This is a genomic window from Alicyclobacillus sp. ALC3, from assembly GCF_028751195.1.
In the GTDB taxonomy this organism is placed as follows: Bacteria; Bacillota; Bacilli; order Alicyclobacillales; family Alicyclobacillaceae; genus Alicyclobacillus_L.
Genome location: NZ_CP066784.1, coordinates 3,307,717 through 3,333,557 on the forward strand (window position 1 = coordinate 3,307,717; position 25,841 = coordinate 3,333,557).

Genomic DNA, 25,841 nt, shown 5'->3' on the forward strand with positions numbered 1-25,841 from the left:
GGCAGGTGTAATCCCCGTGACAGATGTGAAAGTACTCGAGTTGTTGCGGCTCCTCGCAATGGATTCGCGACTGTCCACGCAGACGCTAGCGACGCTGCTTGGCGCCTCGCAAGAAGAGGTGGAACAGGCAGTCCAGGAGCTCGAACGGAAGCACGTCATTCTGCGCTATTCGGCGGTGATTGACTGGGACAAAGTGGCTACTCCCCGGGTGACGGCCGTGATCGAAGTGAAAGTCATCCCGCAGCGGGAGGTCGGCTTTGACGCCATCGCGGAGCGGATTTATCGCTTCCCGGAGGTGCGGTCGGTGTTCCTGATGTCTGGCGGCAACGACTTGCAGGTGACCGTGGAAGGAAGCGACCTACAATCCATCTCCCGTTTCGTGTCCGAAAAGCTCGCGACGATTGAAAACGTCCATTCGACGACGACCCACTTCATGCTGAAGAACTACAAGGAAGCTGGTGTTATCTTCGACGATCACGAAGATGACCGCCGCCTCGTGGTGGCGCCATGACGATTGGAGCGCGGAGTAGTCGACTGTCTCCCGTCGTGGACGCCCTGCCACCCTCTGGCATCAGACGCTTCTTTGACTTAGCGAGTCAAATGGAGAATGTCATCTCGCTCGGTGTTGGCGAACCGGACTTCGTGACTCCGTGGCATATTCGAGAAGCTTCTCTGTACGCGCTTGAACGAGGGGTTACTACCTACACATCAAACCGCGGTTTGCCTGAACTGTGTGAGGCCATCACCGCGTACCTTGAGAACTTCGAACTGCACTACGACCCGGCGCAGGAGGTGCTTGTGACCGTCGGTGGCAGTGAAGCTATCGACTTGGCGTTACGGGCACTCATACACCCTGGGGACGAGGTTCTCATCCCAGGACCTACTTATGTCTCCTATCGCCCTTGTGCGCTCCTCGCAGGAGCGACGGTGGTCGACGTGCCGACCTATCCGGAAGATAACTTTCGATTGACTGCCGCAACACTTGAAGGCTGCGTCACGTCCGCCAGTAAAGTGCTCGTCTTGTGCTATCCAAACAACCCGACAGGCGCGATTATGACGTCGGATGACCTGGCCGCGATTGCAGAAGTCGCAATTGCTCACGACCTATTCGTGATCTCGGATGAAATCTACGCCGAGTTGACGTATGGTTCCCAGCACGCCAGCATCGCTGCACTGCCAGGGATGAAAGAGCGAACGATTGTCGTGAGCGGCTTGTCCAAGGCGTTCGCTATGACAGGTTGGCGCATTGGCTATGCAGTGGGGCCGGAAGACGTGATTGGTGCGATGCTGAAAGTGCATCAGTACACATCACTGTGTGCACCGAGTATGGGGCAGATGGCGGCTCTTGAAGCACTGACACACGGTAAAGAGGAAAAGGACCGAATGGTCGCCAGCTACGACCAGCGCAGGAGACTGATTGTCGACGGGTTCAATCAGATGGGCTTGACTTGCCACTCACCGCAAGGCGCCTTTTACGCGTTTCCCGACATCCGTAACACCGGTATGAGTTCACAAGAGTTCTGCGAAGCGCTGCTGCGCGAAACCCAGGTTGCTGTGGTGCCTGGGGACGTATTTGGGGCAACCGGTGAAGGCTTTATCCGCTGTTCGTATGCTACATCAATTCAGCAAATTGAAATTGCCCTTCTACGGATTGCAAGGTTTGTTGACCGCCTGTGGTAAGGTAAAGAGACGGTGTCTCTAACTGTGAGGCGGCAGTTGCGAGCACCGCGTCAAACCCGGCGATAGGGCTGTCACAACGGCACCCTGCCATGTGAATTCAGTAGACGGGAGGGGTACCGTGGACCCTAGGGAATTCCGCAACATCGCTGGAGCGTTTGCAACCGGCATAACCATTGTCACGATGATGTCAACGAATGGAAAACCGACCGGTATGACGGTCAACTCCTTTACTTCGGTTTCCCTTGATCCTCCACTTCTGTTGGTCACGGTCGGAGACCACGCGAGTATGTACGAAGAGTTCAAACGTGTGAGCGCCTTTGCTGTAAACATCCTGAGTGATCGGCAAGAGGAACTGTCTCGTACATTCGCATCCAAGGGAACGGACCGTTTTGCAGGTGTTCCCTATACCCAAGGAGTTTCAGGCAGTCCGATTCTGCCCGATGTGCTGGGGTATTTTGACTGTGAGGTGTACGACCGACATCAGGCAGGAGACCATCTGATTATCGTTGGCCGAGTCATAGATGGACGCGTTTCTGATGGGAACCCGCTGTTGTTTGTCCGTGGGCAGTATAAGACACTCACTGAGGAATGAAACCAGCAAAAGGTTGAGTCGAACACAGGCTGTCCGGAGGTGTTTGCGCACCGCGGAACAGCCTGTTTTCTTCTCTCAGGTTGGCTTTTCGTTCATTTTTTCTAGTGCGCGTTCTCTTCTGCGTTCTCTTTCCACTGCGCGTGCAATTCTTCGGTCCGGTATTAACCACAGGATGGCGACCAATCCATAGACTGTTTGGGCAGCCTCAGAGGACCATGGAGAAACGACGATACCCGCAACGTAGAATAGGGGAGATAGTTTGCCCTTCCAGTCACGTCCGAGCGCTCTCTTCAGGAATTCAGCGTCGGCGGAGATAATGGTGCGCTGTAACATCATGTAAGCAATAGAGGCCATGAGCAACACTACCCCGTACAGCGCAGTAGGTGCTGACGCGAAGTGGTTCTCCCCCATCCATCCAGTGCAAAAAGGAAACAAAGAGATCCAGAATAGCAAGTGCATATTCGTCCAAATCATTTTTCCCGATACTCTTTTAACAGCATGAATCATGTTGTGATGGTTTCCCCAGTAAATTGCCACGTAGATGAAGCTCAACACATAGCTGCCGAATACGGGATACAAGGGTGCCAGAGCACGAAAACTTCCCTGATTGGGAATTCTAAGATTCAGTACCATGATGGTAATGATGATGGCAAGTACGCCATCGCTGAACGCTTCCAGTCTGCTTCTACTCACCGAAAATCCTCTTTTCAGACATCGAGTCTGTCCGTTGTTTTCGGTAGATTAGCACAAGAGAATTTCCCCAACAACTGTGGCCTAGGGGATGTCTCCTTGTCCAACTCTAGGTCAACACAAAGGGGTCGCCCTCCAGTGCGAACTTGCACGGCAGGACGACCCTTTGTAACTGTGTTGAACGCTCATTCTAAGCCGTTACATCTTGGAAGGTGTTCCAGAACCACCAGTCGTCTTGAAGTTGCTGTCCGATCCGCTGTTCTTTGACTTGCGGCTGACTCCGCGCACGCTCAACAAGTTTCCACCGCGGCGGAACCGCAGGTATCCGTCGATGCCGATTAGGTTGCCGTAGGTAGGCAGGTACAGGTACACGATGTCGGTCACCATGTAACCAAAGTTGTTTGCAGCACCAGCGGTCGCGTACAGGAAGTTCAGGAATAGCGCGGCGACCATGCTGGCGATAAACCCGAATCCAAAGAACACGAACAGCCCGATGACGATTTCAAACAGAATGACGAGGAAGTCCAAGAAACCGCCAAGGTTTAAGAAAATGTGGTTTGTAAACCAGATTAACAAATTGTCGAGGTGCAATGGGTCCATGCCGTGGGAGTGCTGCACGGACGAAACCATGCCCTTTAACAGGCCCCCGCTGTTAAACTTGCCGTCGGACAGCCAGTGTTCGACCGTCAACTTATCCCACCCAGCTTTAAACCAATCCCATCCAACCAGCAGTCGGGCGAGTGTAAATACGATGACTACAAACGCGTTCCATGGGCTGCGCTTGAACTCCGTCGAAATTGCGTCGAGGTAAGAGCTCATAGCATTGACCTCCTTAAGTAGTAATTTGTAAAACCTGATACGAGTGCGACTGAGAATCACGCTACTGAATTGTATGGACAGGTCCGTCGAGCTAACGCACTCTTGGCGAGTCGCGAGTTTTCGTCTCACGCTCCTTTTGGCGGTTTGGCAGGAAACCCATCCTGGTTACGGTTTCATTATCCTGTGTTGACGGAAACGACTACAGAGCAAATAGGATAATTGTGGTTGCGAACTGAGCTAGTCTGATCATGCTGAACCAGGTGTTACACATATCGGCCATGGCGAGTAGTCCATCGTCGGAAATTACAAATTGGGCTAACAACCGTTGACATCCGACCTTTCATCCGCGTACGATGTTAACAATTCAATATTGCAACGGCTTTGATGAAGAGAGTACGCATTCGGATCAGTCCAGAGAGTCGGTGGGTGGTGCAAACCGAACTGAGATGTATTGCGGAAGTTCACTTCTGAGCCGCAGGGTGAAGCTCCTCTGGCACTTGTCCAAGAGCGAGTTGTAGCCCGAGCCGGAAATGTCCCAACGTTTCCGTTATCACAATGAAGTAAAAGGCTGCGTGCCTTTTCATTAGGGTGGTACCGCGAGATTGCCTCGTCCCTTTTCGGACGGGGCTTTTCATGTTGGTGAGCCCTTGTCGAGTACGGCGCGCGCCTTTTGCCTAGGGTGGTACCACGAGATTCCCTCGTCCCTAACCGGACGGGGGTTTTCTATTTCAATCAGGGGAGGAATCGTTTGATGTCAAAGCAAGCTGCGAACAAACCGTACAAATTGGTTAGCCGGTCTTCTCATCTGGAGTCTACTGTCGTTCGGGTCGGAAAGCATTTTGTCGGTGACGGTTCCCCCACGGTCATTGCAGGTCCTTGCTCAGTGGAGAGCCGAGAGCAAATCCTGGATATCGCAGAGGAACTCAAGCTGTGCGGTGCACACATGCTGAGAGGCGGCGCGTTTAAACCGCGCACCTCGCCGTACTCGTTCCAAGGGCTTGGCATAGAAGGCTTGGAATACCTAGCAGAGGCTCGTCAGGCGACAGGTCTTCCGGTCGTCTCTGAAGTTATGGACACAGACAGTCTGCCGGCTGCGCTCGACTACATCGATGTCATTCAAGTTGGGGCCAGGAACATGCAGAACTACCCGCTGCTGCGGGCGGTTGGAAAGACTACAAAGCCGGTGCTATTAAAACGGGGACTGTCGGCCACGATTGAGGAGTGGTTGATGGCGGCGGAGTACATTTTGAATGAGGGCAACTCGAACGTGATTCTCTGTGAACGGGGGATTCGCACCTTCGAGACGGCCACACGAAATACACTGGACCTCAATGCCGTACCAGTGGTGAAAGACCTGACGCACTTGCCTATCCTCATCGACCCAAGTCACGGTGTGGGGATTGCACGTTATGTTCCAGCGATGAGCATGGCATCGCTTGCGGCAGGCGCCGACGGTTTACTCCTTGAAGTTCACCCGACACCCGAGACAGCGTTGTCCGATGGCGAACAGAGCCTTACGCCCCTTCAGTTTCATCAGTTGATGAAAAGAGTTGAACACTACGTGGCCTTTCAGGCTAGCTTCGACATGGAGACGTCCCTGTACGGCTGAACTGCTGACGGCGGTAGTGTGAGGCGCGGCGGTGTGACCACGCTGCGCCTGACAACTGCCACCCTCAGCTCTGCTTGATTGACAGGTTCACTCCATATATGGTTAACGAATGCGTGTCTCTTTGAATGATATCACTGCCAATTTAATTGTATGGTAGAACGCAGGTGGGGAACCATTTCAAAGTGCACGACAACACATCTGATGTACGAAGGGGACTACATATGGTTTCAAACAAGGTCGTGGTCGTAACCGGCGCCAGCAGTGGCATTGGACAAGCAGCGGCGGTTCGGCTGGCGCAGGGTGGGGCAAAGGTAGTGTTGTCTGCGCGCAGGGAAGAGCGGTTGAAAGAAACGGTAGAGCAAATTACACGGGCAGGCGGGACTGCGAGTTTTTTCCCAGCGGACATCGCTGACAAGGACCAGGTCCAGGCTCTGGCAGATTATGCAGTTGAGACGTACGGGAGAATCGACGTCTGGGTCAATAACGCGGGCCTGATGCCGCTCTCCTTTTTGAACAAGCGCAAGTTGGATGAGTGGGACCGCATGGTTGATGTGAACATCAAGGGTGTACTGTACGGGATTGCGGCGGCAATACCTGTCATGGAACGGCAACAGAGCGGCCATGTCATCAACGTGTCATCTGTCGCGGGTCATCGCGTGGGTATGGCTGGCGCTGTATACAGCGGAACGAAGTTTGCCGTGCGCGCCATCACCGAAGGATTACGCATGGAACTGTCTCCGTCAGCGAACATTCGGACCACCATCATCTCACCGGGTATGGTGCAGACAGAGTTAACCTCGACTATCACCGATGAGGACGCGCTGTCGGCACTGAAGTCCCGCTCTACAGAACAAGCATTGACCGGAGACGACATCGCTAATGCCATTTTTTACGCGATTGAACAACCTGACCGGGTAGCCGTCAACGAAATACTGATTCGACCGACGTCGCAGCCGTCTTGAAAACTAATCAAATGTAGGTGATGAGGATGAGTTTGCAAGGGAAAGTTGCACTAGTCACTGGAGCCGGGAAGGGAATTGGCAAGGCGACTGCACTGCGTCTAGCGTCAGAAGGCGTGCATGTGGGGCTGTTGGCGCGCAGTGAGTCCGACCTGAAAACAGTCGCCGACACGATTTCACAAAGGGCGGGAGTCAGGGTCGCCTATGCGGCAGCAGACATTTCTGACCGCGCAAGTGTGGAGACAGCCATCGCTGAGCTGACTGGAACTTTAGGGCCGATTGACCTGCTCATCAACAACGCTGGGACGGCGCAGTTTGGCACAGTCAGTGAGATGGACCCAGAGGAATGGGAACGGATCGTCAAAGTGAATTTGTTTGGCACGTACTACGTCACCCGGGCTGTGCTACCAGTTATGATGCAGCGGAACACCGGTGCGATTTTAAACGTCAGTTCGACCTCTGGCCAGAGAGGTGCCGCGACAACTTCTGCGTACTCCGCCTCGAAGTTTGGCATCATGGGGTTCACCGAGTCGCTGATGCAGGAGGCTAGGCGTCACAATATTCGCGTCACGGCACTCACACCGAGCACTGTGAACACAGAAATGGCGTCCAGCATTGGCCTGAAAATCGGACCCGAAGACCGTATGTTACAGCCTGAGGACGTAGCAGAATTGATTACCTCCATTTTGAAACTGCCGGAACGCGTCTTTGTCAACTTGGCCGGAATTTGGACGACGAATCCACAGTAAGACAACAGTCCTAGACTCGCCACAGCCCAGGGATACGGGGCTGTAGCGAGTGTTCGGCAGCGACGACTGGCCTTAGACGTCTAAAAACCTCGTCACGGCGTCCAGGAAAGCCGGGAGGTTGACGCTGTGCACATTGTGACCGGCACCTTCGACGGTGACGAGCTCACAGTTTGGTATCAGCTTCGACACTTCCTCTAGCTTGTCTTGCGGGATGTGGCTGGTCGACCCACCACCGACAATGAGGGTGGGTGCGGATATCTCGGGTAATTGCTGCCACCATGCGGGGTCGGGGTCATTGAGTTGGCGAAAGATGGGCGGCACAACAAAGTAGTCAAAGGGCAGCGGCTGTGCTGGCTCGGGCGGGATCTCCAACTGCTTATCTGGGAACGGGGGCGGAGTATCCTCCACAATGAGTTGCACAATTCGGTCCGGATAGGCCTCAGCGAACAGATAAGACACGGTGCCACCCATGGAGTGACCGAGCAGTGTGAAGCTCTCTAGCCCCAGGGTATTCGCAAATTGGCGCAGGTCATCGCGCATCAGTTCGAACGAGTACGTCCCTGGTCGCGCGCTCCCGCCGTGCCCGCGCAGGTCGAGCGCCAGCACACGGTACTTCCTAGCGAGCGTGGCTGCGACCGCGTCGAAAGACGCACCGCTCTGTCCCAGTGCGTGAAGAGCTATGAGCGGTGGCGCAGATTCCTCTCCCGTTTCCCGAAACTGAAACTTCAGCCCGTCTAGTTCAATCACTCTTGTTTGGGTTTCGATGGCACTCACTCCAATCCCTCGAGCGCGGCGCGCAGGTCGGTTGGGAGGGGGACGCCCTGTCCAGTTGCGGGATCCATCGTCACAGACACAATCTGCCCCTTCGCGCAGAGAACCCCTTCCGTTCCGCCGGCGCTCTCGCCTTTGCCGTTTTTGTGTTTCACGACGTCAAACTCAAAGGTCATCGACTTCTCGCCGACCTTGGTCACGCTACAGGTGACTGTGCCGCTGTCTCCGAGTTGCAGCGGCCGCAAGTAGTTGCACTCGACGTGTACGCGCGGGAATGCAATGCCCTTTGGCGCTGGCTCGTTGTGGGGATAACCGAGGCGGGCAAGCAACTGGTGCTCGGCTTCTTCGAAGTAACGGAAGATGTTCGGGTAGTAAATCAGGCCCGCTGCGTCGACGTGGCGCCAGGCGACGGTAAACGGGACGGTGTGTGAGACCATCGGTGTGAGTCCTTTCCGCATGGAATGAGGGCAGAAATTAACCCCTGGATTAACCACAGACCCTTGACCACAGACCCGGTCAGGCCGAGCGACAGACATTCCCCAATCTCGTCGCGCCAGCCTGCCGGGTCTACCTTGACCGATTACTATTCGAGTACGAACAGCAAGTCGCCCGGTTCAACGCGTTCGCCCGCTTTACACAGGACTTCCTTGACGACGCCGTCGATGGGAGACTGAATCTGCATTTCCATCTTCATCGCTTCCGTCACAGCGAGCAAGCTGTTTTTTTCGATCGCGTCACCTGGTTGAACGAGGACTGAGATCACGTTGCCTGGCATGCTCGCCCCGACTTCCTTTGGGTCGCCGCTGGTCTTACGCCGTGCGTCGGCGGAGCGGGGGGCGGCGCGATCGAGAATCTCAAGCTCGCGCGGCTGTCCGTTGAGCTCGAAGAACACGGTGCGCTTGCCGTCCGGTTGCAGGTCGCCAATCGACAGCAGCTTGACGATGAGCGTCTTGCCCTCTTCAATTGGCACGGCAATTTCCTCGCCAGAGCGCATGCCATAGAAAAAGGTCAAGGTGTCGAGTGGCGTCAGGTTGCCGTACTCCGTGCGGTGCTGAATCAGGTCGAGCGTCACCGCCGGGTACATTAGGTACGACATCACCTGCTCGTTGCTCGGCGCGTGTCCCAGCAACTCTTGCAGGTGCTCTGCCTCAACGTCGATTTCTACTGGCGGCAGCAGTTCACCTGGGCGAACTGTGAGCGGTGTGCGGTCGCGCAGTACCGCCCTCTGCAGGGCCTCGGGGAAGCCACCTGGGGGTTGGCCCATGTGGCCCATGAAGTAGTCAATCACGGACCCTGGGAAGTCGAGGTCGGCTGCGCGCTCGATCAACGTCTGCGGGTTCAGTCCGTTTTGCACCATGAACAGCGCGAAGTCGCCGACCATCTTCGAAGACGGTGTCACTTTTACGATGTCGCCGAGCAGTTGGTTCACTTGCGCGTACGCCCGTTTGACGTCGTCAAACTTGTCGCCGATGCCAAGTGCGATGGCCTGTTCGCGCAGGTTAGTGTACTGACCGCCTGGCATTTCATGCTGGTAGACTTCTGTAGACGGCACGGTCAGCCCGCTTTCAAAGCGGCTGTAGTAGCGCCGAACGGTCGTCCAATAGTCCGCGAGCACTTGCAGGTCTGTGAGCTTGTCGGGTACTGCACGGTCAGTAAACTGCAGCGATGCGACAAGTGAGTTCCAACTCGGCTGCGACGTTGTGCCGGCGACCGAGCTAATCGCGACGTCAGCGATGTCGACGCCAGCCTCCGTCGCCATCATCAGCGTGGAGAGGCCATTGCCGCTGGTGTCGTGGGTGTGGAGGTGAATTGGGACGGACACATGGTCGCGCAGTGCTTTCACCAACTCGGCAGCTGCGTACGGCTTGAGCAGGCCCGCCATGTCTTTGATCGCGAGCACCTGCGCGCCTGCTTGCTCGAGCGTTTGTGCCATCTCCACGTAGTAGTGCAGGTCGTAGCGCGTGCGCGTCGGGTCGAGGATGTCGCCTGTGTAGCAGATGGCAGCTTCTGCAATCTTGCCGGCGCTTCTCACTTCGTCAATTGCGGTCAGCATGTTCGGGACGTAGTTCAGGCTGTCGAAGATCCGAAACACGTCGACGCCACTCTCCGCTGCCTGCCGCGTGAAGGCGCGCACGGTGTTGTCCGGGTAGTTCTTGTAGCCGACGGCGTTTGCGCCGCGCAGCAACATCTGGAACAAGACGTTCGGGATGGCTTCGCGCAGTGCAGCGAGGCGTTCCCACGGGTCTTCCTTCAAAAACCGCATGCTCGCGTCAAACGTCGCGCCACCCCACACTTCCATCGAGAACAGGTTTGCTCCGATGCGCGACGTTGCGTCCGCGATCGCCAGTAAATCGCGCGTACGCACCCGCGTTGCAAGCAGCGACTGGTGTGCATCGCGGAACGTCGTGTCCGTCAGCCACAAGCGCTTCTCGTCGCGAATGAACTGTAGGAATCGCTCGGCGCCGAGACTGTTCAACAAATCCCTGGTGCCTTGCGGCCGCGTCTCTTCAAACGGGTAGTTTGGCACGTGCGGCGAAGTGATAGCCGGTTTCTCTTCCGGACCCGTCCCGTCCGGCCCGTTCACCGTGACGTCGCCGATGTAACGCAGCAGTTTACTCGCGCGGTCCCGGCGTGGCGGGAACACAAACAGTTCGGGGTGGTCATCGATGAAGTGGACGTCGCAGTTACCAGCCAGGAACCTCGGGTGGTGGATCACGTTTGACAGAAACGGGATGTTCGTCTTGACGCCGCGGATGCGGAACTCTGCCAGCGCACGGGCCATCTTGCTCGCCGTCTTCTCAAACGTGAGACCAAACGAGCTGACTTTGACGAGCAGTGAGTCGTAAAACGGCAGAACGCGCGCGCCCGTGTAGCCGTTGCCGGTATCCAGGCGGATCCCGAATCCAGCCGCCGATCGATATGTTGCGATGCGGCCTGTGTCAGGCATGAACCCGTTCAGCGGGTCTTCTGTCGTCACGCGGCACTGAATCGCGTAGCCGTGTGTGGACACTGCTTCTTGTGAAGCGATCCCGATGTCCAGGCTGTCGAGCCTGTAGCCCTGGGCGACGCGGATCTGTGACTGCACAATGTCAATTCCGGTGATGAGCTCGGTAATGGTGTGCTCCACTTGGACGCGCGGGTTGACCTCAATAAAGTAGAATTCGCCGCTGTCCGTGAGCAGGAATTCGACTGTCCCGGCGTTCACGTAGTTGGCGTGCTTCATCAGTTTGACGGCGGTGTCACAGATGCGGTTGCGCACCTCGTCCGCAATGAGTGCGGGCGCAATTTCAATGACCTTCTGGTGGCGCCGCTGAATTGAGCAGTCGCGCTCAAACAGGTGCACGAGGTTGCCGTGCTCATCGCCGAGAATCTGCACTTCGATGTGCTTTGGCGCGGGGATGTACTTTTCCACGTAGACGCCACCGGATCCGAAGGCGGCCTGTGCCTCAGACGACGCTCTGTTGTACAGGTCGCCCAGCTCCGCTTCGGAGTGGACGACGCGCATACCGCGTCCGCCGCCGCCGCTGACAGCCTTCAGCATCACTGGGTAGCCGATCTCGGCAGCGTACCGGCGCGCTTCGTCCAGGTCGACTGGCCCGTCTGACCCGGGCACGACCGGGATGCCGGCTTCCATTGCGACGCGCCGGGCTGACACTTTGTCCCCAAACATGTCGAGGTGCTCGGGCCGCGGTCCGATGAACGTGATGCCTGCGACCTCACAAGCGCGGGCGAGCGCCTCGCTCTCAGACAGGAAGCCGTAGCCTGGATGAATGGCGTCGCACTCTGCGCGCAGCGCCACGTCAACGATACTTTCGACGTCAAGGTAGGCCTCGACTGGGCCTTTATCTTCGCCGATCAAATACGCTTCATCCGCTTTGTAGCGGTGCAAGGACAGTTTGTCTTCTTCGGTGTACACCGCGACCGTGCGGATTCCGAGTTCCGTACAGGCGCGGCAGATGCGGATCGCGATTTCGCCTCTGTTGGCTACCAGAATTTTCGAAAAGTGTTTCATTGGGCTCTCCTCTCCCTGCGGCTAAGTCACTGTCTCAGGCTCGCCGTAATCTCTGTAGGCACTGCGTAATTTCTGTAGGTACACGGCTGAATCGTGCGGCGGGGCCTGCGAAACCATCCCGACGAGAACTGCTAAATTTCCTCGGTGAGGCCTGCGAAACTCCCCCGGGCGCCGCGAACTCCTGCGGTGCGCAAACTCCTGCGGCCAAGCCGCGTCACTATTAGTATACATGGTGTTTCGTCCGAATCGAAGCTCCATGTCAAGTTTCTTGCACATGCTCCGATGGCAAGGGTTCTCGTGCTGACTCACACTCTTAGCGGAGGTGTGGCGGGATAGCGCGGCAGTCCCGCCGTCTCGTGGGAATAGCGCCAGAATGGCGCTATAGCCCCAGCTCGGGATCCGTTACGCGGCCAAATTGGCGCTATCGCATGGGTTAGCGCCAGAATGGCGCTATAGCCCCAGCTCGGACTCCGTTACGCGGCCAAATTGGCGCTATCGCATGGGTTAGCGCCAGAATGGCGCTATAGCCTCAGCTCGGACTCCGTTGCGTGGCCAAATTGGCGCTATCGCATGGGTTAGCGCCAGAATGGCGCTATAGCCTCAGCTCGGACTTCGTTACGCGGCCAAATTGGCGCTATCGCATGGGTTAGCGCCAGAATGGCGCTATAGCCTCAGCTCGGACTCCGTTACGCGGCCAAATTGGCGCTATCGCATGGATTAGCGCCAGAATGGCGCTATAGCCGCAGTCCGGACTCCGTTACGCGGCCAAATTGGCGCTATCGCATGGATTAGCGCCATAATGGCGCTATAGCCGCAGTCCGGACTCCGTTACGCGGCCAAATTGGCGGTAAGGTGCCGCTGTCCCACCGCCATAGCATCATAGCGCCAGAATGACGTGGGTGGGAGCAACTAGTTTGACGTACTCGTCAATGTAGATGTCAGAATGACATCTACACCAATGGAGCCTTAATCGGATGTCAATCACGACCGGCGGAGCTGCTCAGTCGTGAGTCGTGAGTCGCTCATAGGTAGCACCCCCTCGAGAGGAGGCTAACATGGCCATTCAATCCGAACGGCTGCTTTTTCGTCGGTACGAAGACGCCGATTTAGACTTTCTTGCCGCATTAGTGGCGGACCCGCAGGTGATGCGGTTTATCGGCAATGGACAGACCCGGGATAGGGCTGGAGCAGAGGCGTTTCTGCAGCGTATTTATCAGATGTACGATAAGGGAGAAGACATGGGGTTGCAAGTGCTGGTGCGGAGAGCGGACAAAATCAGCATAGGACATGCTGGCCTTGTCCCGCAAACGGTGGGCGGAGTCGAGGAAACCGAGATTGGCTACTGGCTTGCGCGCGACTTTTGGGGTCAAGGTTATGCTTTCGAAGCGGCGCTTGCCCTGCGTACACACGGAGAAGGAAAGCTTCACAAGACTAGGTTGATCTCGCTGATACAGCCCGGGAACACAGCCTCTCGCCGCATAGCCTCGAAGGTTGGTATGACATTGGATCAGGAGATCAAACGCGGTGGACAGGATGTCTGTGTCTACTCGACGTCGCGTTAAAGTAGACATCGCGAAGCTCCGCTCGGCTCACTTTACCGGCGGCATTCCGAGGTAAGTTCGGTAGACTCAGGATGGCGTCTGGTTGCTTGTAGCCAGTCAGATTGTGGCGAAGGTGCTCAGACAGGGCTCGAACGGCCTCGTCCACGCTGCCCTCGTCGCCCTGATCTCGCCACACCACGGCACAAACGGGCACCTCCCCTAGCCGATCATGTGGCACACCGAACGCCACTGTGTCGATCACGCCGGGAAACTCTCGGACGACCGACTCAATTTCGGCCGGATACAGGTTGACGCCGCCGCGCACGATGAGGTCAGATGACCGCCCGGTGACATGGAGCCATCCGTCGTGGATGCGGCCGTGATCGCCAGGGGCGAACCAGCCCTGAGGACGCCTGACGCGGTCATGTTGATGTTCGGCTGCTCCGAAGTAAGCTGCGAAACCGAGGCCGCTTTTGACCTGGATTTCTCCGCCTAACACTCTGACCTGCACGGGAAAAAACGGCTGACCGACACTCCCTTCGAGCGTAGCGTCGAAGTTGTGCACGGACACAAAGCCTACCTCGGACGATCCGTAGTACTCAAACACGCGAGACCCGGGGAAGTCGCGAGTGAACCGTTCGTAGAGGTCTTGTGGCATTTTGTCGCCGCACGTGACACAGGTTAGGCTTTTGGGCTTCTGCTGGTCGTGTGGCCATTCGTTTGCTAAACCGTCGTCCGCCAGCGTGTCGGTCACGGCGCGATACATCGCCGGAACCATGAACACGGCGTTGACGGGAGAGGCGGGATGGGATAAAAGTGTGGCGGTGAGGTGGGGGGCGAATGTGCGTTCGATGAACACCGTTCCCCCGATAAACAGCGCGTGCAAGGCTGCGATGAGGGAGGCCGAGTAACAAAGCGGCCCTGGGACGAGCAGGACGGTGTCCGTCGCAAGGCCGAATTCCAGCGTCATGCCGAAGAAGCTCTCGGTCCACGACTTGTGCGTGCGCAGCAGGCCCTTCGGTTGGCCGGTTGTGCCAGAGGAATAGCCAAGGTAGAAGATATCGGCGTCGGACAGACCCGCATCGAGGTCTGCAGCCTGCACGGCGTTATCGGACAGACCCGCATCGAGGTCTGCAGCCTGCACGGCGTTGTCGGACAGACCCGCATGGAGGTTGAGCCTGGCATCGGCAGAATCGACATCGACCCGCCGCCCCACCCACAGCTCGCCGTCCTTCTCTTTGACGACGCGCCACGGCTGCATGTCATTGACGATTGCGTCTGTCTCCATGCGGGTCAGACGCGTGTTGAGCGGCGCAGCGATAAAGCCAGCATGGGCCAGCCCGAGGAAGACGACCAGGAAGCTGGGGCTGTTGTCGAGATGCAGCGCGACGATGTCACCAGGTCGTCCGCCGAGTCCGCGAAAGAATCGACCTACAGTTACAATCTGACGAGCGAGGTCTCGAAACGTCACATCGCCCGGCATGGTTGAGGCAGACGCGGGTGGGAGCGCACAAGAGGCGGAGATACTGCCGGGATGGGCAACTCGGATAGCCAGCTTTCCCCCGTTGCGTTCCGCCATCCAAAACACGCCGTCTGCAATCCGCACTAGAGCTTCACCCGCTCCCATAAGACTGTGATGCCAAGTCCACCGCCGACCCCAAGCGTCGTCAGCCCATACCGCCCTTCGCGCCGTAGCAGTTCGTGAAACAGGTGCGTCACGAGCACCGCGCCGGAGGCTCCATACGGGTGGCCGTAGGCGATGGCTCCACCGTTGACATTGAGTCTGTCAGGGCGAATTCCGAGCGCGTCCACACAGGCGAGTACCTGCGAGGCAAAGGCCTCGTTGAACTCGACGAGGTCGATGTCCGCGATGCGCAGTTGCTGCCGAGCCAGCACTTGCTCTGTGGCTGGAATGGGGCCGATGCCGAGCACGTTCGGGTCGACGCCGCCAACCGCGGCATCGATGTAGCGGATCCCGGTGCGAAACCCGAGTTCATGCGCCCGCTGGGCCGACAACATCAGCACCGCGCTGGCTGCGTCGTTGACTGGGCAGGAGTTGCCAGCGGTGACACTCCCGCCCTCGCGAAACACAGGCCGTAGGCGGGCGAGTTGCTCCAGACTCGTGTCAGGGCGGGGGCATTCATCCTCTGCCACCTCGGCCGCGCCAGGGCGTGGCGCCACGGGCACGATGGCTGATTTGACGCGACCCCTTGCCGCAACCGCTTTGCGATGGCTGGCGAGGGCGAACTCGTCCTGCCGAGCTCGGCCGATGCCGTATCGTTCCGCCACGTTTTCGGCCGCTTCGCCCATCTCCGGATCGCCGATGGCGTCTGGCGAAAATCTGGCGCGCGTGTAAATGTGCGGCGCCTCACGATGAAGATTGTGCGGGCGCTCCAACTTCCACGGAGCGCGACTGGTACTCTCGACACCGCCTGCCATGACGACGTTTGCCTGGCCTGTCCGAATGCTCATGGCAGCGAGGTGGACAGCTTGCAGTCCGGACCCGCACTGCATGTCCACACTGTAGCCGGGGACATGGAGCGGGAGGCCAGCGGTAAGGGCCGACAGGCGCGCGACGTTGCCGCCGGGGCCGACGACGTTGCCGAGCGCGACGCTGTCGATGTCGGCTGGGTTGAGCAGCGGTGCTTCCATCAGTAATCCGCGCAGCACCGCCGCAGCCAGGTCCTCGACCTCGATGTCGCACAAAACCCCGCCAATGCGGCCGATCGGTGTTCGCTTCGCGGCGACGACCACCGCGTCAGTGGGGGCAAGCGGGCGGGATCGGCTTATAGAAGGCTGGGGAAGACCGGCAGAAGACCGGACTCCTTCGCGGGCGCCACTGCTCACAGCTGTATCTTCTCCACGCGCGCCAACGCCGCTCGCGCATCCGCCATCATCTCTTCAAACAGTTCCGCCACAGAGGGGGCGCTGTGAATGAGACCCATGGACTGGCCGGCCCACGCGAAGCCTTCTTCCATCTTGCCTTCGAGTATGGCGTGGCGGTTGCGTTCGCCGCTGATGAACGGCCAGAGTTCTTGCATCGTCGTGCCTTTGGCTTCTGCCGCGAGGATTTGCTCCACCCACGGCGACGGTAACACGCGCCCTGGCGCGCCGAGCGTCCGCTTGATCACGACCGTCTCCGTCTCCTGTCCCTGTACGACGGCGTCTTTGTACGCGCTGTGCGCGATACACTCTTTGGTCGCGATGAAGCGCGTGCCCATCTCAACACCCTCAGCGCCAAGCGCGAGAGCTGCGAGAATGCCGCGGCCGTCGGCGATGCCGCCGCTCGCGATGACCGGGATGGACACGGATTCTGCGACTCGTGGAATGAGCACGATGGTACCGGTGTCTGCGCGGCCGATGTGACCGCCGCCTTCCTGCCCGACGGCCATCACGGCGTCTGCACCGAGCGACTCGGCTTTCTGCGCCTGCCGGACGGTGCTGACGAGGATTAGTTTCTTGACGCTCGTGCCTTCGAGTTGCCGAAGCACGGGTTCCGGGTTGCCGCCGGTCAGCGACACCACGCGCACGCCTTCGTCGATGAGTACGTCCACAAAATCGGCGACGGACTTATGCTGTCCGATCGCGATGTTGACGCCAAAAGGCTTGTCGGTCGCCGCTTTGGTCTTCTGAATCTCCTCGCGAAGTGCTGTTGGAGTCGGTAGCGAGGTCGCCGTGATCTGGCCAAGCCCACCAGCGTTTGATACGGCTGAGGCTAGTTCAGAGTAGGCGAGGTTTGCGAGGCCGCCTTGGACGATTGGGTACTTGGTGCCAAGCAGTTCCGTCACACGAGTTTGCATGCACATCCACTTCCTCTGCTGGCTGAATTCGTGCGGGTTGTCCGACCTAATCTTGTTCATCCGTCAGCACGGCGACGGATGAACGGCTGCCGCCGGTCAAGCGGCTCGGTGGATACAAGCGCCGGATTGGCATCACGACTGCCGCTGTCACAATTGCTTTCAGTGTATCACCGATCAGGTAGGGGTAAAAACCGAGCACTAGCGCTTTGTGGAAGGGTACATGTAGTGCTGCCATCAGCCATGGAATGCCGCCGACGTAGTCGAATAGTGCGCCGAACAGCTCAACTGCGAGGAAGACCTTGATGAAGGCCGAGATGCCACTTCCCTTCACACGGGAGACGAACAGACCAGCGAGCAGAGCGCAAAACGGCCATGCGACGATGTAACCGCCGGCGTAGCCTGCGAAGAGGCCAAGACCGCCAGCGCCGTCCAGCAAGGGAAGCCCGGCGAGCGTGAGGATATCGAGCACAAAGACCGCGAAAAATCCGTAGCCACCACCGAGAATGGCGCCAGCTAACATCACACCCATGTTGCCAAGTGTGATTGGCACGGGAGTAAAACCGAGGTTGACCTGAAAGAAGTCGAGTACAACGGTGAGTGCGGCAAAGAGAGCGCTGAAGACAATGCCTTGCACAGTGATGCGACGGAACATCGGTGTCTTGCCTCCCATTGTTAACCTTGTTTATTTATATAGTTAACATATACGGCACCACGAGGCAAGGCGGGGACTTGACTGGTCTTTTGCTCAGATTAGCAGGTCAGGGACTGCGCCCCTGACCTGCCCATGTTTGTTGCCGATGTCTGTTTGTCTGCGAGAGTAAGGAGTCTTTGACGAACTTACATTGCAGCTCGCATCTGGTTGCCATCGGTGAAGTTAAATTCGCCATTGACCCTTGTCACTTTGATGCCGGGAATTGACCCCCAGGCAACGTAGCTGTTTCCGTCATAGACAATGCCTTGCACTGTCTGTCCCTCAATGGAGAATTTACCATTACCGAAATACTTGTATGGAATACCCCACTTTTTAAGAATGAACCAATTTAGATAGGTTACGGCCTTGTCTGCGATTGCGGGGTATGGAGAGTTATCTACGCGGACGTTTAGATGGGGATATGAGGGTATTGACGCTTGGCCAATTGCGCGTGCGGCTGTTTCCGCGATACTCCAATAGTGTTTGTACGCTCCGTTCATGTACGTTGTCCAAGGGTCCCAGTTCCTTCCTCCTTCGCTGATCTGATAGGCCATCTTCGCGTTGAAGCTTGGATTCATGAGAGCCAATGGAGGTTTGTCATGGATTGTGCTGACTTGCCACAGTCCATAGCACGTGTCATTTGGATTCACAGCCGCGGTGTTAAACGTCGACTCAGCCTTGGCGATTGCAACAGCCGTTACTAGAGCTCTTCCCCGAAATCCGGCCTCATACGCATAATGTGCGACTTGCGCAGGCGCTAGAAAAGCCATCAACTCTCCCCTTTTGATTCGAGTTTAACTATATTCGACACCTACACCAAAGTGCAGACACGATAGTAGTTCGAACCGAGGGTTCCGGGTATGAGGGTGCATTGTCATACATTTTCCGCGAAGGCGGTCCTAGGGTACGACGACTAAGTAGCCTTCCATCGGGCCTTCGTGCGCAGCGTCCGCGTGTATGGTGCAAATCAATCGGTAGATGCCGACTTTGTCAGCACGGAACGACAGCGTGGTCGTCTGGTTGCGGTGGACGACACCTCGGACGTTGTACCCTTCAAGTACGACTGGGTGGTCGTGTCCCTTGACGCCGCGAATCCTCAAGTTGACCGTGTCGCCTTGCCGTACCACGAAGACACCGGGGTCGAATCGGTACACTTCAACGTTTGAACCGTCTGCCTGGCGGGCTTTGATCTCATTTGTGACAATCTGATACGTCACGGTTTGCCCGTCGACCGTTGTAGAAGACGCTGTGCGACGAGCGAGGGTGTTGATTGCATGCGCAGGGGATTGCGCGGTTACCGAAAAGCCAAACGGGGTAAGTGCCAGAAATGCGGCGAGCAAAATCGGGATCACAGTCGATTCCACCTCACGAGTGATGTAAGAGCGATGTACGCACCGCAACGCACCACAGCACAAGCTACTCTCTGGCTTGATGGCATTGGGAGCGCGCAAATTTATCTATACAGCCTCAGCCTGTACATGTTGGAAAAATTTATTCATCACGGATCGGAACAGTTATTTGTGGCGTGGAGGAAATTGCGGGATGTGAAACGCAACAAAAACGGCAGGGACAGTGCCGCACGATGCAGTCGCTGCGGTCATCTGTCCCTGTTGATGCTTGCGCCCACTACATAGAGAGCTACTTCGAGAGCTACTTCTTGAACCGCTGATGGATGTTGCTGTGTTTCCACGTGGGTCGCTGAAACTCGTACAGTTCCATTGAAAGTGCCAGGTAACGACGCTCAAAGAGGGGCGCGAAGTGTTCCTTCATCACAGCGAACAGTTCATCGCACGCTGCCTGTTTTTCTTCTTCACTGCGTCCCGAGGCAATCTTCAACGTTGCGTGCACGAATGCGTCGTCCTCTGCGCCGTCGGCAACGCGGTAGTCTTGCAGTTCAATCGCACGCGAGCGGATACCGCCAATCGGGAACACATCTGCGCGCCGGATCAACACGGCATGGACCTTCTTCAGCAACTCGCTGATGTTCACTTCGCCACGAATGTTGTCCGTATACTCAAGAATGAAGTGTGGCACTACACATCTCTCCTTCAAACAACATCCTATCCCTCGACAATCCAGTTCACCAGTCGCCCGACGCCTTCAATCTCGGTGACGACTTCATCGCCGACGTTCACGTTGACAGCGCCAACTGGCGTGCCTGTCAGAATCATGTCACCTGGGTTCAGCGTCATGAACGAGCTCAGGTACGCGATCAGCCACGGCACGCTGAAAATCATGTCTTTGGTGTTGCCTTCCTGCGTCACCTTTCCATTAACCAGTGTGCGTAGAGTGAGGTTCATCGCATCTGGCACATCACTGGCGTCCACCAACCAAGGCCCAATGGGCGTGCAGGTGTCTCGGTTTTTTACGCGCAGGTTCGGGCGGTAGTAGTTCTCGAGGTAGTCGCGGACGGCGTAGTCATTGGCCACCGTGTACCCGGCGATGTGGTGGTTGGCGTCCTCTTCGCGTACGCGTCGAGCTGTCTTGCCGATCACGGCCGTCAACTCACATTCGTAGTGCATGAACGTCGCGTCCGCCGGCCGCTTGGTCTGACCGCGGTGGCCGATGAACGTGTTCGGACCTTTGAGGAACACGAGTGGCTGCGTCGGCGGTTTGAAGTTGAGTTCTCTGGCGTGATCGGCGTAATTGAGCCCGAGTGCAAACGACGTCCGCGGCTTGACTGGGGGGAGCCATACGACTTCGTCCTCCGCGAGCACACGCCCGTCCGCGAGCTGCAACTGGGTGTCGTCCGTACCTCCGGCGATGGCTTCGTGGATTTCACCGGCGTAGGCAATCCGAGCGCGTTTCATCGGCTGTCGCCTCCCATGGTGAAGTGTAGGCACTCGTCCTCTTGTACGACGGTGTTCTCGAGGTGTCCTACGCCGTCGATCTCGATTTTCACCCGGTCGCCTGCACCGACGAGCGGTGCGCCGTGGGGAACGCCGACGAGTAGCACGTCGCCCGCATCGAGGGTCATAAACTCGGTCACATCGGCGAGCAGATGGCTCACTGGCCGCACGAGAGTCGCCGTCGATGCCTCTTGTCGAAGTTCACCGTTGACGTACACGCGGATGGCGAGTTGGTCCGCGTCGCGCACCTCATCGGCTTGAATCACCCACGGGCCGATGGGGCAAAAGCCATCTCGGCACTTTTCCGAAATGGCCGGGCGGTACACGCTCTCATGCGGGACACTCACGTCGTTGACGACCGTGTAGCCAGCGATGTACTGCGGCGCGTCTGACGCCTGCACCTTGGTGGCGCGTTTTCCAATCACGACTCCGAGTGTCGCCCCGACCTGAAGCTGCGGGACGCCGTTCGGGATCGGAATCGGCATGCCGTACGCCGCGACCGTGTTCTGCGGCTTGATGTAGAGTATCGGCGCCTGCGGCGGCGCGTTGTAGGGAGGTTCGTGGACTGCGCCTCCGAGCGCCTCAAATGCCGCGCGGTCATTGAGCAGTGCGCCGTAGACGCTGCCGTGGGTGGGCACATCCCATGCAACGCTGCCGGCAGGTACACGTTCCTCGTCGATGACGACAGTGGAATCGTGAGGGTCAACTTCAATTTCGCGGGCCAGCCGAGATCCCTTTAGATACCCGATTGCGGTGCTCATCCAACCCCTCCTCCATTTTTGCTGGGTTTTATGTGGGTTTTATATAGGCGTAGTTGACAGAGGTGCCATTTGTACAGGACCGATTAGTCCATGTGCGATTTGTGTTGGCCAGCGCCGCCTAACGGCGCTGCGAGCGGCTGTGGCCCAGTTGCGTAGAGATTTCTTCTGCCGCAGCGAGGACAAGGGATTTTGCCCGAGCGAGTTGTTCGCCAGATAATTGGACGGTTGGTCCGTCGAGCCCCGCGGCACCGACAAACCGACCGTTGGCGTCAAAGACAGGCGCGGCGATGCCGGTCACGCCGAGGATGGCTTCGTCCGTCTCCACCCAGATGGCGTCCTTCCGAACCTGGGCAAGCCGGTCGCGGATTCGGTCCGGATTGGTCACCGTAGCCGGGGTGAACTGCGGGATCGGCTGGGCTAAAACTTCTTCCAGCCTGGCACCGTCGAGGTAGGCCATGATGACTGTCCCAAACGCTCCGAACACAAGTGGCCGCGTGCGGCCTTCCAGCGAGGCCACCTTCAGACCTTCGGGATTCTCCTTGCGGAAGATGTAGACGAGGGTGTCACCTTGTTCAACCGCGAGCAGTACGCCCTGTCGGGTCTCATCGTACAGGCGCAAGAGCGCGTCTTCGGCCTCCTGGCGGAGGTTGAGAGACGAAGCGACGAGATCGCCGTAGGACAGAAACTGCAATCCCAACCGATATGTGAGTTTCTCTGTGTCAAAGCGGATCAGGCCGCGGCGTTCGAGCGTATACAGGATGCGGTACGCCGTTGCACGCGGCAACTTCGTGTTCGTAGCGACTTCGTCGATGGTCATCTCCGGTCGGTGGCGATTGAAGGCGTTCAGGACATCAATGGCGCGATCGACGGCTCGGATGGACTCCATTTGTACATTGCGCATGTCGCGTTGTGTCTCCTTCGCGTCTGACGGATGCTGGGCGAATGCGAGCGATGGGCTGGGTGGTCGGCGGGCGAGGCTGACCTGGCGCTCGTCTTGGGGCTGGGCGCAATTCGTGGGCTACCCCGGGACTGACGCAGGTTGCCGGCGGAGCCGAGCCCGCGGAGCCGAGCCCGCTCAAAATCGGGATCCCACCGAGAACTCACATTGTCTGACAAAATTGTATCATCAGAAGTGAGTGCGTCAATTCGGTGCGTGAGGCGCGGGTGCACGGGTGCACGGGTGCCGCCGCAAAGGCCGGTTTCGATCACATAGCGTGGCGCTGGTGAGCCGCCAAGGTCGATTTCGATCACATAGCGTGGCGCGATGGCGTCGCGAAGGTCGGTTTCGATCACATAGCGTGGCGCGATGGCGCCGCCAATGTCGATTTCGATCACATAGCGTGGCGCGGGTGCGCCGCCAATGTCGATTTCGATCACATAGCGTGCGGCGGGCGAGCCGCCAAGGTCGATTTCGATCACATAGCGTGCCGCAGGCGAGCCGCCAAGGTCGATTTCGATCACATAGCGTGCCACGGGCGCGCCGCGAAGGTCGATTTCGATCACATAGCGGGCGGCGATCGCGCCGCGAATGTCGATTTCGATCACATAGCGGGCGGCGAGCGCGCCGCGAATGTCGATTTCGATCACATAGCCCATTATTACAGCGATGCGTAGTGGAAGCTCTTCCCCTCCCTCCTGTTCCTTCCCCCTACTTGTTCGTGAAATTTCGCATCATTTCACCAAATGGCCTTGACTAACGCTTACACCACTAATACACTTTGAACCATAAAAATGAATTATTCAACTCACTAGGTGAGTTTAGCTCCGGAGGTAACTTACAAACAGACATGCAATGTGGTCTCAAACTGCCTACGCATCTAGCTTGTATTCGCGAATGCGCATGAACTTTGGGTGAACCTGAGCCGCAACGTGGGTGAACCTCATCGACACCGGACAGGTTTGAGTCTCAATTCACTGTGGAATGGAGGGATAGGGTTGGGAGAAACATTCGACGGCAAGGTTTTTCGGCGTGCGATGGGGATGTTCGCGACCGGCGTTACGGTTGTCGCCACCGAGCACGACGGGGAAGTCCACGGCATGACAGCGAACGCTTTCAGCTCTGTATCCCTCGACCCGCCGCTGGTCCTTGTTTGTCTGAACCGCGGCGCGAAGATGGAGCGCCTCTTGCAGCAGGGGCAGAAGTTCACAGTCAACTTCCTCAGCGAAGATCAGGAAGCGTTGTCCCGCCACTTCGCAGGTGGGTATGGGCTGACAGAGGAACCGGACTTCTCGTTTCGTTCGTTCTGTGAGGCGCCGAGTCTCGACGGCGCCATCTGCACCGTGGCGTGTGAGGCGCACCAACTGTACGACGGGGGTGATCACGTGATTCTCGTCGGGAAGGTGAACGGGATCACGGAGGCTGACGACCAGCTTGACCCGCTCTTGTTCTGGAAAGGACGCTATCACGCGCTCGAGAAAGTCCGCGCCGACTAGCAGTTGCAAGTGACTCGGCGCCACGACCACGGCGCCACGACCACGGCGCCACGACCACGGCGCCACGACCACGGCGCCACGACCACGGCGCCACGACCACGGCGCCACGACGACGGCGCCATGACGACGGCGCTATGACCACGGCGCCACGACCACGGCGCCACGACCACGGCGCTACGGCCACGGCGCTACGGCCACGGCGCTACGGCCACGGCGCCACGACCACGGCGCCACGACCACGGCGCTCCGTCGCGCCCGGTCGAAACTGACACGGATCGAGCCGACGAACCAGCCGCACGCCGCATCGGCGCCAACCAACCTAACCCGCACGCAAGGGAGGAAGGGTTTACCGTGACAAGTCCATACAAGTACGACATCCAGCCAGCCCAACACTTCATCGACGGCGAGTTCTGCGACGGCGTCGCCGGGAAGACGTTTGACACCATCAACCCGACCACCAACGAGACCATCACCACCGTCGCCGAAGGCTTTGCCGAAGACATCGACCGCGCCGTCCAAGCGGCACACCGCGCATTTCACGAGGGTCCGTGGCACGACATGTCGGCGAAGGACCGCGCAAATTTGATGATCGCGATTGCTGACGGCATCGAGAAGCACGGCGATGAGCTCGCCTATATCGAGACACTCGACACCGGCCTTCCCATCACGCAGGCGCGCGGCCAGGCATCCCGTGCCGCTGCGAACTTCCGCTTCTTCGCCGAGATGGCGACGCGGATGACCGGTGAGACCTACCCGGTCGACAACGCATTCCTCAACTACTCCGTGCGCAAGCCAGTCGGCGTCGCCGGTCTCATTACACCATGGAACACGCCGCTCATGCTGGCGACGTGGAAGATCGCACCCGCACTCTCCACTGGCAACACCGTTGTGCTAAAGCCGGCGGAGTGGTCGCCGCTGACGGCGACGCGGCTCGCTGCCATCCTCCGCGATGCAGGCGTGCCAAAAGGCGCGTTCAACATCGTGCACGGCTTCGGCGAGACCGCAGGCGCGTCACTCGTCAGCCACCCAGATGTGCAGCTCATCTCGTTCACAGGTGAGACCACGACCGGCCAGGAGATCATGCGCAACGGCGCCGCCACCTTAAAGCGCTTCTCGATGGAACTCGGCGGCAAGTCGCCGGTCATCGTGTTTGCAGACGCTGACCTCGACCGGGCGCTCGACGCCGTCGTGTTCGGCCTGTTCTCGCTGAACGGCGAGCGTTGTACCGCCGGATCGCGATTGTTCATCGAACGCTCCATCCAAACAGAGTTCGAGGCGCGGCTGCGCGAGCGCATCGCGAAAATTCGCGTGGGCGACCCGTTTGACCCAAAGACCGAGGTCGGCGCGCTCATCCACCGCGAGCACTGTAGCCGAGTGAAGTCGTACATCGAGATCGGCCAGCAGGAAGGCGCCGAAGTCGCCGTCGGCGGCCAGACACCAGACAGCCTGGCTCGCGGCAACTTCGTCGCGCCGACACTGTTTGTGAACGCGAACAACGACATGCGCATCGCGCAGGAAGAAATTTTCGGACCTGTGCTGGTGTGCATCCCGTTTGACACCGAAGAAGAGGCGCTCAAACAGGCGAACAACGTCAAGTACGGCCTTGCAGCTTACGTCTGGACGAACGACCTGGCGCGCGCGCACCGGGTGTCGAACGCGATTGAGTCTGGCATGGTTTGGGTCAACTCGCAGAACGTCCGCGACCTGCGCACACCGTTTGGCGGCTTGAAGTGGAGCGGCATCGGGCGCGAAGGCGGCCACTACAGCTTCGAGTTTTACACTGAGTTGAAGACCATTCATGTCTCTATGGGAACAACGCCAATTCCAAAGTTCGGCATGGGGGAGTAAAGGCAGCCGTTCGGCCTGCGGCAGGACTTCGGTCAAC

General features: G+C 58.1%; 25 protein-coding genes and 1 other annotated feature. Of the genes, 9 read left to right on the forward strand and 16 right to left on the reverse strand.

What is annotated here, in order from left to right; genetic code table 11:
• Window positions 1–16 precede the first annotated feature (16 nt).
• The 3 genes from JC200_RS15180 to JC200_RS15190 all read left to right on the forward strand — a co-directional run bounded on the left by JC200_RS15180 (window position 17) and on the right by JC200_RS15190 (window position 2,272).
• Window positions 17–511 (forward strand): Lrp/AsnC family transcriptional regulator, encoded by a 495-nt coding sequence (locus JC200_RS15180; RefSeq protein WP_443111826.1) that lies wholly within the window; start codon window positions 17–19, stop codon window positions 509–511.
• Entirely contained in the window at window positions 508–1,680 is a 1,173-nt protein-coding gene (locus tag JC200_RS15185) for an aminotransferase class I/II-fold pyridoxal phosphate-dependent enzyme (RefSeq protein ID WP_274432526.1), read from the forward strand. The genes JC200_RS15180 and JC200_RS15185 overlap by 4 nt, the downstream gene beginning before the upstream one ends.
• Before the next feature lie 118 nt (window positions 1,681–1,798).
• Window positions 1,799–2,272, forward strand: coding sequence for a flavin reductase family protein (locus tag JC200_RS15190; protein WP_274432527.1), 474 nt, complete (start codon window positions 1,799–1,801; stop codon window positions 2,270–2,272).
• A 75-nt stretch (window positions 2,273–2,347) separates the two neighbouring features.
• Here JC200_RS15190 and JC200_RS15195 read toward each other — a convergent pair whose 3' ends face one another.
• Window positions 2,348–2,965 carry a TMEM175 family protein gene (locus JC200_RS15195; protein ID WP_274432528.1) on the reverse strand — a complete coding sequence of 206 codons (618 nt, stop codon included), beginning with the start codon at window positions 2,963–2,965 and terminating at the stop codon, window positions 2,348–2,350.
• Window positions 2,966–3,160: 195 nt separating this feature from the next.
• Window positions 3,161–3,781: a hypothetical protein gene (locus tag JC200_RS15200; protein ID WP_274432529.1), complete on the reverse strand. Its 621-nt coding sequence runs from the start codon at window positions 3,779–3,781 to the stop codon at window positions 3,161–3,163.
• A 372-nt stretch (window positions 3,782–4,153) separates the two neighbouring features.
• Window positions 4,154–4,399: a binding site (T-box leader), on the forward strand.
• A gap of 133 nt (window positions 4,400–4,532) precedes the next feature.
• On the opposite strand from JC200_RS15200, the gene aroF reads away from it, so the two are divergent.
• From aroF to JC200_RS15215, 3 genes are all read left to right on the forward strand, one after another.
• Window positions 4,533–5,390, forward strand: coding sequence for a 3-deoxy-7-phosphoheptulonate synthase (gene aroF, locus JC200_RS15205; protein ID WP_274432530.1), 858 nt, complete (start codon window positions 4,533–4,535; stop codon window positions 5,388–5,390).
• Between the two features lie 221 nt (window positions 5,391–5,611).
• Window positions 5,612–6,352, forward strand: coding sequence for an SDR family oxidoreductase (locus tag JC200_RS15210; RefSeq protein WP_274432531.1), 741 nt, complete (start codon window positions 5,612–5,614; stop codon window positions 6,350–6,352).
• A 26-nt stretch (window positions 6,353–6,378) separates the two neighbouring features.
• Window positions 6,379–7,098 (forward strand): 3-ketoacyl-ACP reductase, encoded by a 720-nt coding sequence (locus tag JC200_RS15215; RefSeq protein ID WP_274432532.1) that lies wholly within the window; start codon window positions 6,379–6,381, stop codon window positions 7,096–7,098.
• Window positions 7,099–7,170: 72 nt separating this feature from the next.
• On the opposite strand, the gene JC200_RS15220 is transcribed toward JC200_RS15215, so the two are convergent.
• The 3 genes from JC200_RS15220 to JC200_RS15230 form a co-directional block, all read right to left on the reverse strand.
• On the reverse strand, window positions 7,171–7,863 hold the full coding sequence (locus JC200_RS15220) for an alpha/beta fold hydrolase (RefSeq protein WP_443111914.1): 693 nt from the start codon (window positions 7,861–7,863) through the stop codon (window positions 7,171–7,173).
• A gap of 5 nt (window positions 7,864–7,868) precedes the next feature.
• Window positions 7,869–8,306 (reverse strand): acyl-CoA thioesterase, encoded by a 438-nt coding sequence (locus JC200_RS15225; protein ID WP_274432534.1) that lies wholly within the window; start codon window positions 8,304–8,306, stop codon window positions 7,869–7,871.
• 146 nt (window positions 8,307–8,452) lie between these two features.
• The gene (locus tag JC200_RS15230; RefSeq protein ID WP_274432535.1) at window positions 8,453–11,881 is read right to left on the reverse strand and encodes a pyruvate carboxylase; all 3,429 of its coding nucleotides are present in this window, start codon (window positions 11,879–11,881) and stop codon (window positions 8,453–8,455) included.
• Window positions 11,882–12,936: 1,055 nt separating this feature from the next.
• Between JC200_RS15230 and JC200_RS15235 the strand changes: the two genes are divergently transcribed.
• Window positions 12,937–13,443, forward strand: a complete 507-nt coding sequence (locus tag JC200_RS15235; RefSeq protein WP_274432536.1) for a GNAT family N-acetyltransferase — start codon at window positions 12,937–12,939, stop codon at window positions 13,441–13,443.
• On the opposite strand, the gene JC200_RS15240 is transcribed toward JC200_RS15235, so the two are convergent.
• The 11 genes from JC200_RS15240 to JC200_RS15290 form a co-directional block, all read right to left on the reverse strand.
• On the reverse strand, window positions 13,397–15,028 hold the full coding sequence (locus tag JC200_RS15240; RefSeq protein WP_274432537.1) for a class I adenylate-forming enzyme family protein: 1,632 nt from the start codon (window positions 15,026–15,028) through the stop codon (window positions 13,397–13,399). The two genes, JC200_RS15235 and JC200_RS15240, sit on opposite strands and share 47 nt — an antisense overlap.
• The gene (locus tag JC200_RS15245) at window positions 15,028–16,269 is read right to left on the reverse strand and encodes a thiolase family protein (protein WP_338000175.1); all 1,242 of its coding nucleotides are present in this window, start codon (window positions 16,267–16,269) and stop codon (window positions 15,028–15,030) included. The genes JC200_RS15240 and JC200_RS15245 overlap by 1 nt, the downstream gene beginning before the upstream one ends.
• Entirely contained in the window at window positions 16,266–17,228 is a 963-nt protein-coding gene (locus JC200_RS15250; protein ID WP_274432538.1) for an NAD(P)H-dependent flavin oxidoreductase, read from the reverse strand. Before JC200_RS15250 ends, JC200_RS15245 begins: the two co-directional genes overlap by 4 nt.
• A 40-nt stretch (window positions 17,229–17,268) precedes the next feature.
• Window positions 17,269–17,874 carry a biotin transporter BioY gene (locus JC200_RS15255; protein WP_274432539.1) on the reverse strand — a complete coding sequence of 202 codons (606 nt, stop codon included), beginning with the start codon at window positions 17,872–17,874 and terminating at the stop codon, window positions 17,269–17,271.
• A gap of 185 nt (window positions 17,875–18,059) precedes the next feature.
• Window positions 18,060–18,683 (reverse strand): transglycosylase SLT domain-containing protein, encoded by a 624-nt coding sequence (locus tag JC200_RS15260; RefSeq protein ID WP_274432540.1) that lies wholly within the window; start codon window positions 18,681–18,683, stop codon window positions 18,060–18,062.
• 129 nt (window positions 18,684–18,812) lie between these two features.
• Window positions 18,813–19,265, reverse strand: a complete 453-nt coding sequence (locus tag JC200_RS15265; RefSeq protein ID WP_274432541.1) for a cupredoxin domain-containing protein — start codon at window positions 19,263–19,265, stop codon at window positions 18,813–18,815.
• A gap of 298 nt (window positions 19,266–19,563) precedes the next feature.
• Window positions 19,564–19,947, reverse strand: coding sequence for a 5-carboxymethyl-2-hydroxymuconate Delta-isomerase (locus JC200_RS15270; protein ID WP_274432542.1), 384 nt, complete (start codon window positions 19,945–19,947; stop codon window positions 19,564–19,566).
• A 26-nt stretch (window positions 19,948–19,973) separates the two neighbouring features.
• Window positions 19,974–20,723 carry a fumarylacetoacetate hydrolase family protein gene (locus tag JC200_RS15275; protein WP_274432543.1) on the reverse strand — a complete coding sequence of 250 codons (750 nt, stop codon included), beginning with the start codon at window positions 20,721–20,723 and terminating at the stop codon, window positions 19,974–19,976.
• A complete protein-coding gene (locus tag JC200_RS15280) occupies window positions 20,720–21,523 on the reverse strand; it encodes a fumarylacetoacetate hydrolase family protein (RefSeq protein WP_274432544.1) in 804 nt (267 codons plus the stop codon). The genes JC200_RS15275 and JC200_RS15280 overlap by 4 nt, the downstream gene beginning before the upstream one ends.
• 118 nt (window positions 21,524–21,641) lie before the next feature.
• Window positions 21,642–22,424 (reverse strand): IclR family transcriptional regulator, encoded by a 783-nt coding sequence (locus JC200_RS15285; protein ID WP_274432545.1) that lies wholly within the window; start codon window positions 22,422–22,424, stop codon window positions 21,642–21,644.
• A complete protein-coding gene (locus JC200_RS15290; RefSeq protein WP_274432546.1) occupies window positions 22,367–23,110 on the reverse strand; it encodes a hypothetical protein in 744 nt (247 codons plus the stop codon). Before JC200_RS15290 ends, JC200_RS15285 begins: the two co-directional genes overlap by 58 nt.
• 348 nt (window positions 23,111–23,458) lie before the next feature.
• Here JC200_RS15290 and JC200_RS15295 point away from each other — a divergent pair, with 348 nt between their 5' ends.
• Window positions 23,459–23,956, forward strand: a complete 498-nt coding sequence (locus JC200_RS15295; RefSeq protein ID WP_274432547.1) for a flavin reductase family protein — start codon at window positions 23,459–23,461, stop codon at window positions 23,954–23,956.
• 351 nt (window positions 23,957–24,307) lie between these two features.
• Entirely contained in the window at window positions 24,308–25,804 is a 1,497-nt protein-coding gene (gene hpaE, locus JC200_RS15300; RefSeq protein ID WP_274432548.1) for a 5-carboxymethyl-2-hydroxymuconate semialdehyde dehydrogenase, read from the forward strand.
• Window positions 25,805–25,841: the final 37 nt, after the last annotated feature.

Bases quoted from the DNA above. Each gene is read 5' to 3' on its own strand.
- aroF (WP_274432530.1), top strand. From the start codon at position 4,533: ATGTCAAAGCAAGCTGCGAACAAACCGTACAAATTGGTTAGCCGGTCT.
- JC200_RS15210 (WP_274432531.1), top strand. From the start codon at position 5,612: ATGGTTTCAAACAAGGTCGTGGTCGTAACCGGCGCCAGCAGTGGCATT.
- JC200_RS15215 (WP_274432532.1), top strand. From the start codon at position 6,379: ATGAGTTTGCAAGGGAAAGTTGCACTAGTCACTGGAGCCGGGAAGGGA.
- JC200_RS15280 (WP_274432544.1), bottom strand. From the start codon at position 21,523: ATGAGCACCGCAATCGGGTATCTAAAGGGATCTCGGCTGGCCCGCGAA.
- JC200_RS15235 (WP_274432536.1), top strand. From the start codon at position 12,937: ATGGCCATTCAATCCGAACGGCTGCTTTTTCGTCGGTACGAAGACGCC.
- JC200_RS15250 (WP_274432538.1), bottom strand. From the start codon at position 17,228: ATGTGCATGCAAACTCGTGTGACGGAACTGCTTGGCACCAAGTACCCA.
- JC200_RS15230 (WP_274432535.1), bottom strand. From the start codon at position 11,881: ATGAAACACTTTTCGAAAATTCTGGTAGCCAACAGAGGCGAAATCGCG.
- JC200_RS15285 (WP_274432545.1), bottom strand. From the start codon at position 22,424: ATGCGCAATGTACAAATGGAGTCCATCCGAGCCGTCGATCGCGCCATT.
- JC200_RS15275 (WP_274432543.1), bottom strand. From the start codon at position 20,723: ATGAAACGCGCTCGGATTGCCTACGCCGGTGAAATCCACGAAGCCATC.
- JC200_RS15200 (WP_274432529.1), bottom strand. From the start codon at position 3,781: ATGAGCTCTTACCTCGACGCAATTTCGACGGAGTTCAAGCGCAGCCCA.
- JC200_RS15225 (WP_274432534.1), bottom strand. From the start codon at position 8,306: ATGGTCTCACACACCGTCCCGTTTACCGTCGCCTGGCGCCACGTCGAC.
- JC200_RS15260 (WP_274432540.1), bottom strand. From the start codon at position 18,683: ATGGCTTTTCTAGCGCCTGCGCAAGTCGCACATTATGCGTATGAGGCC.
- JC200_RS15185 (WP_274432526.1), top strand. From the start codon at position 508: ATGACGATTGGAGCGCGGAGTAGTCGACTGTCTCCCGTCGTGGACGCC.
- JC200_RS15255 (WP_274432539.1), bottom strand. From the start codon at position 17,874: ATGTTCCGTCGCATCACTGTGCAAGGCATTGTCTTCAGCGCTCTCTTT.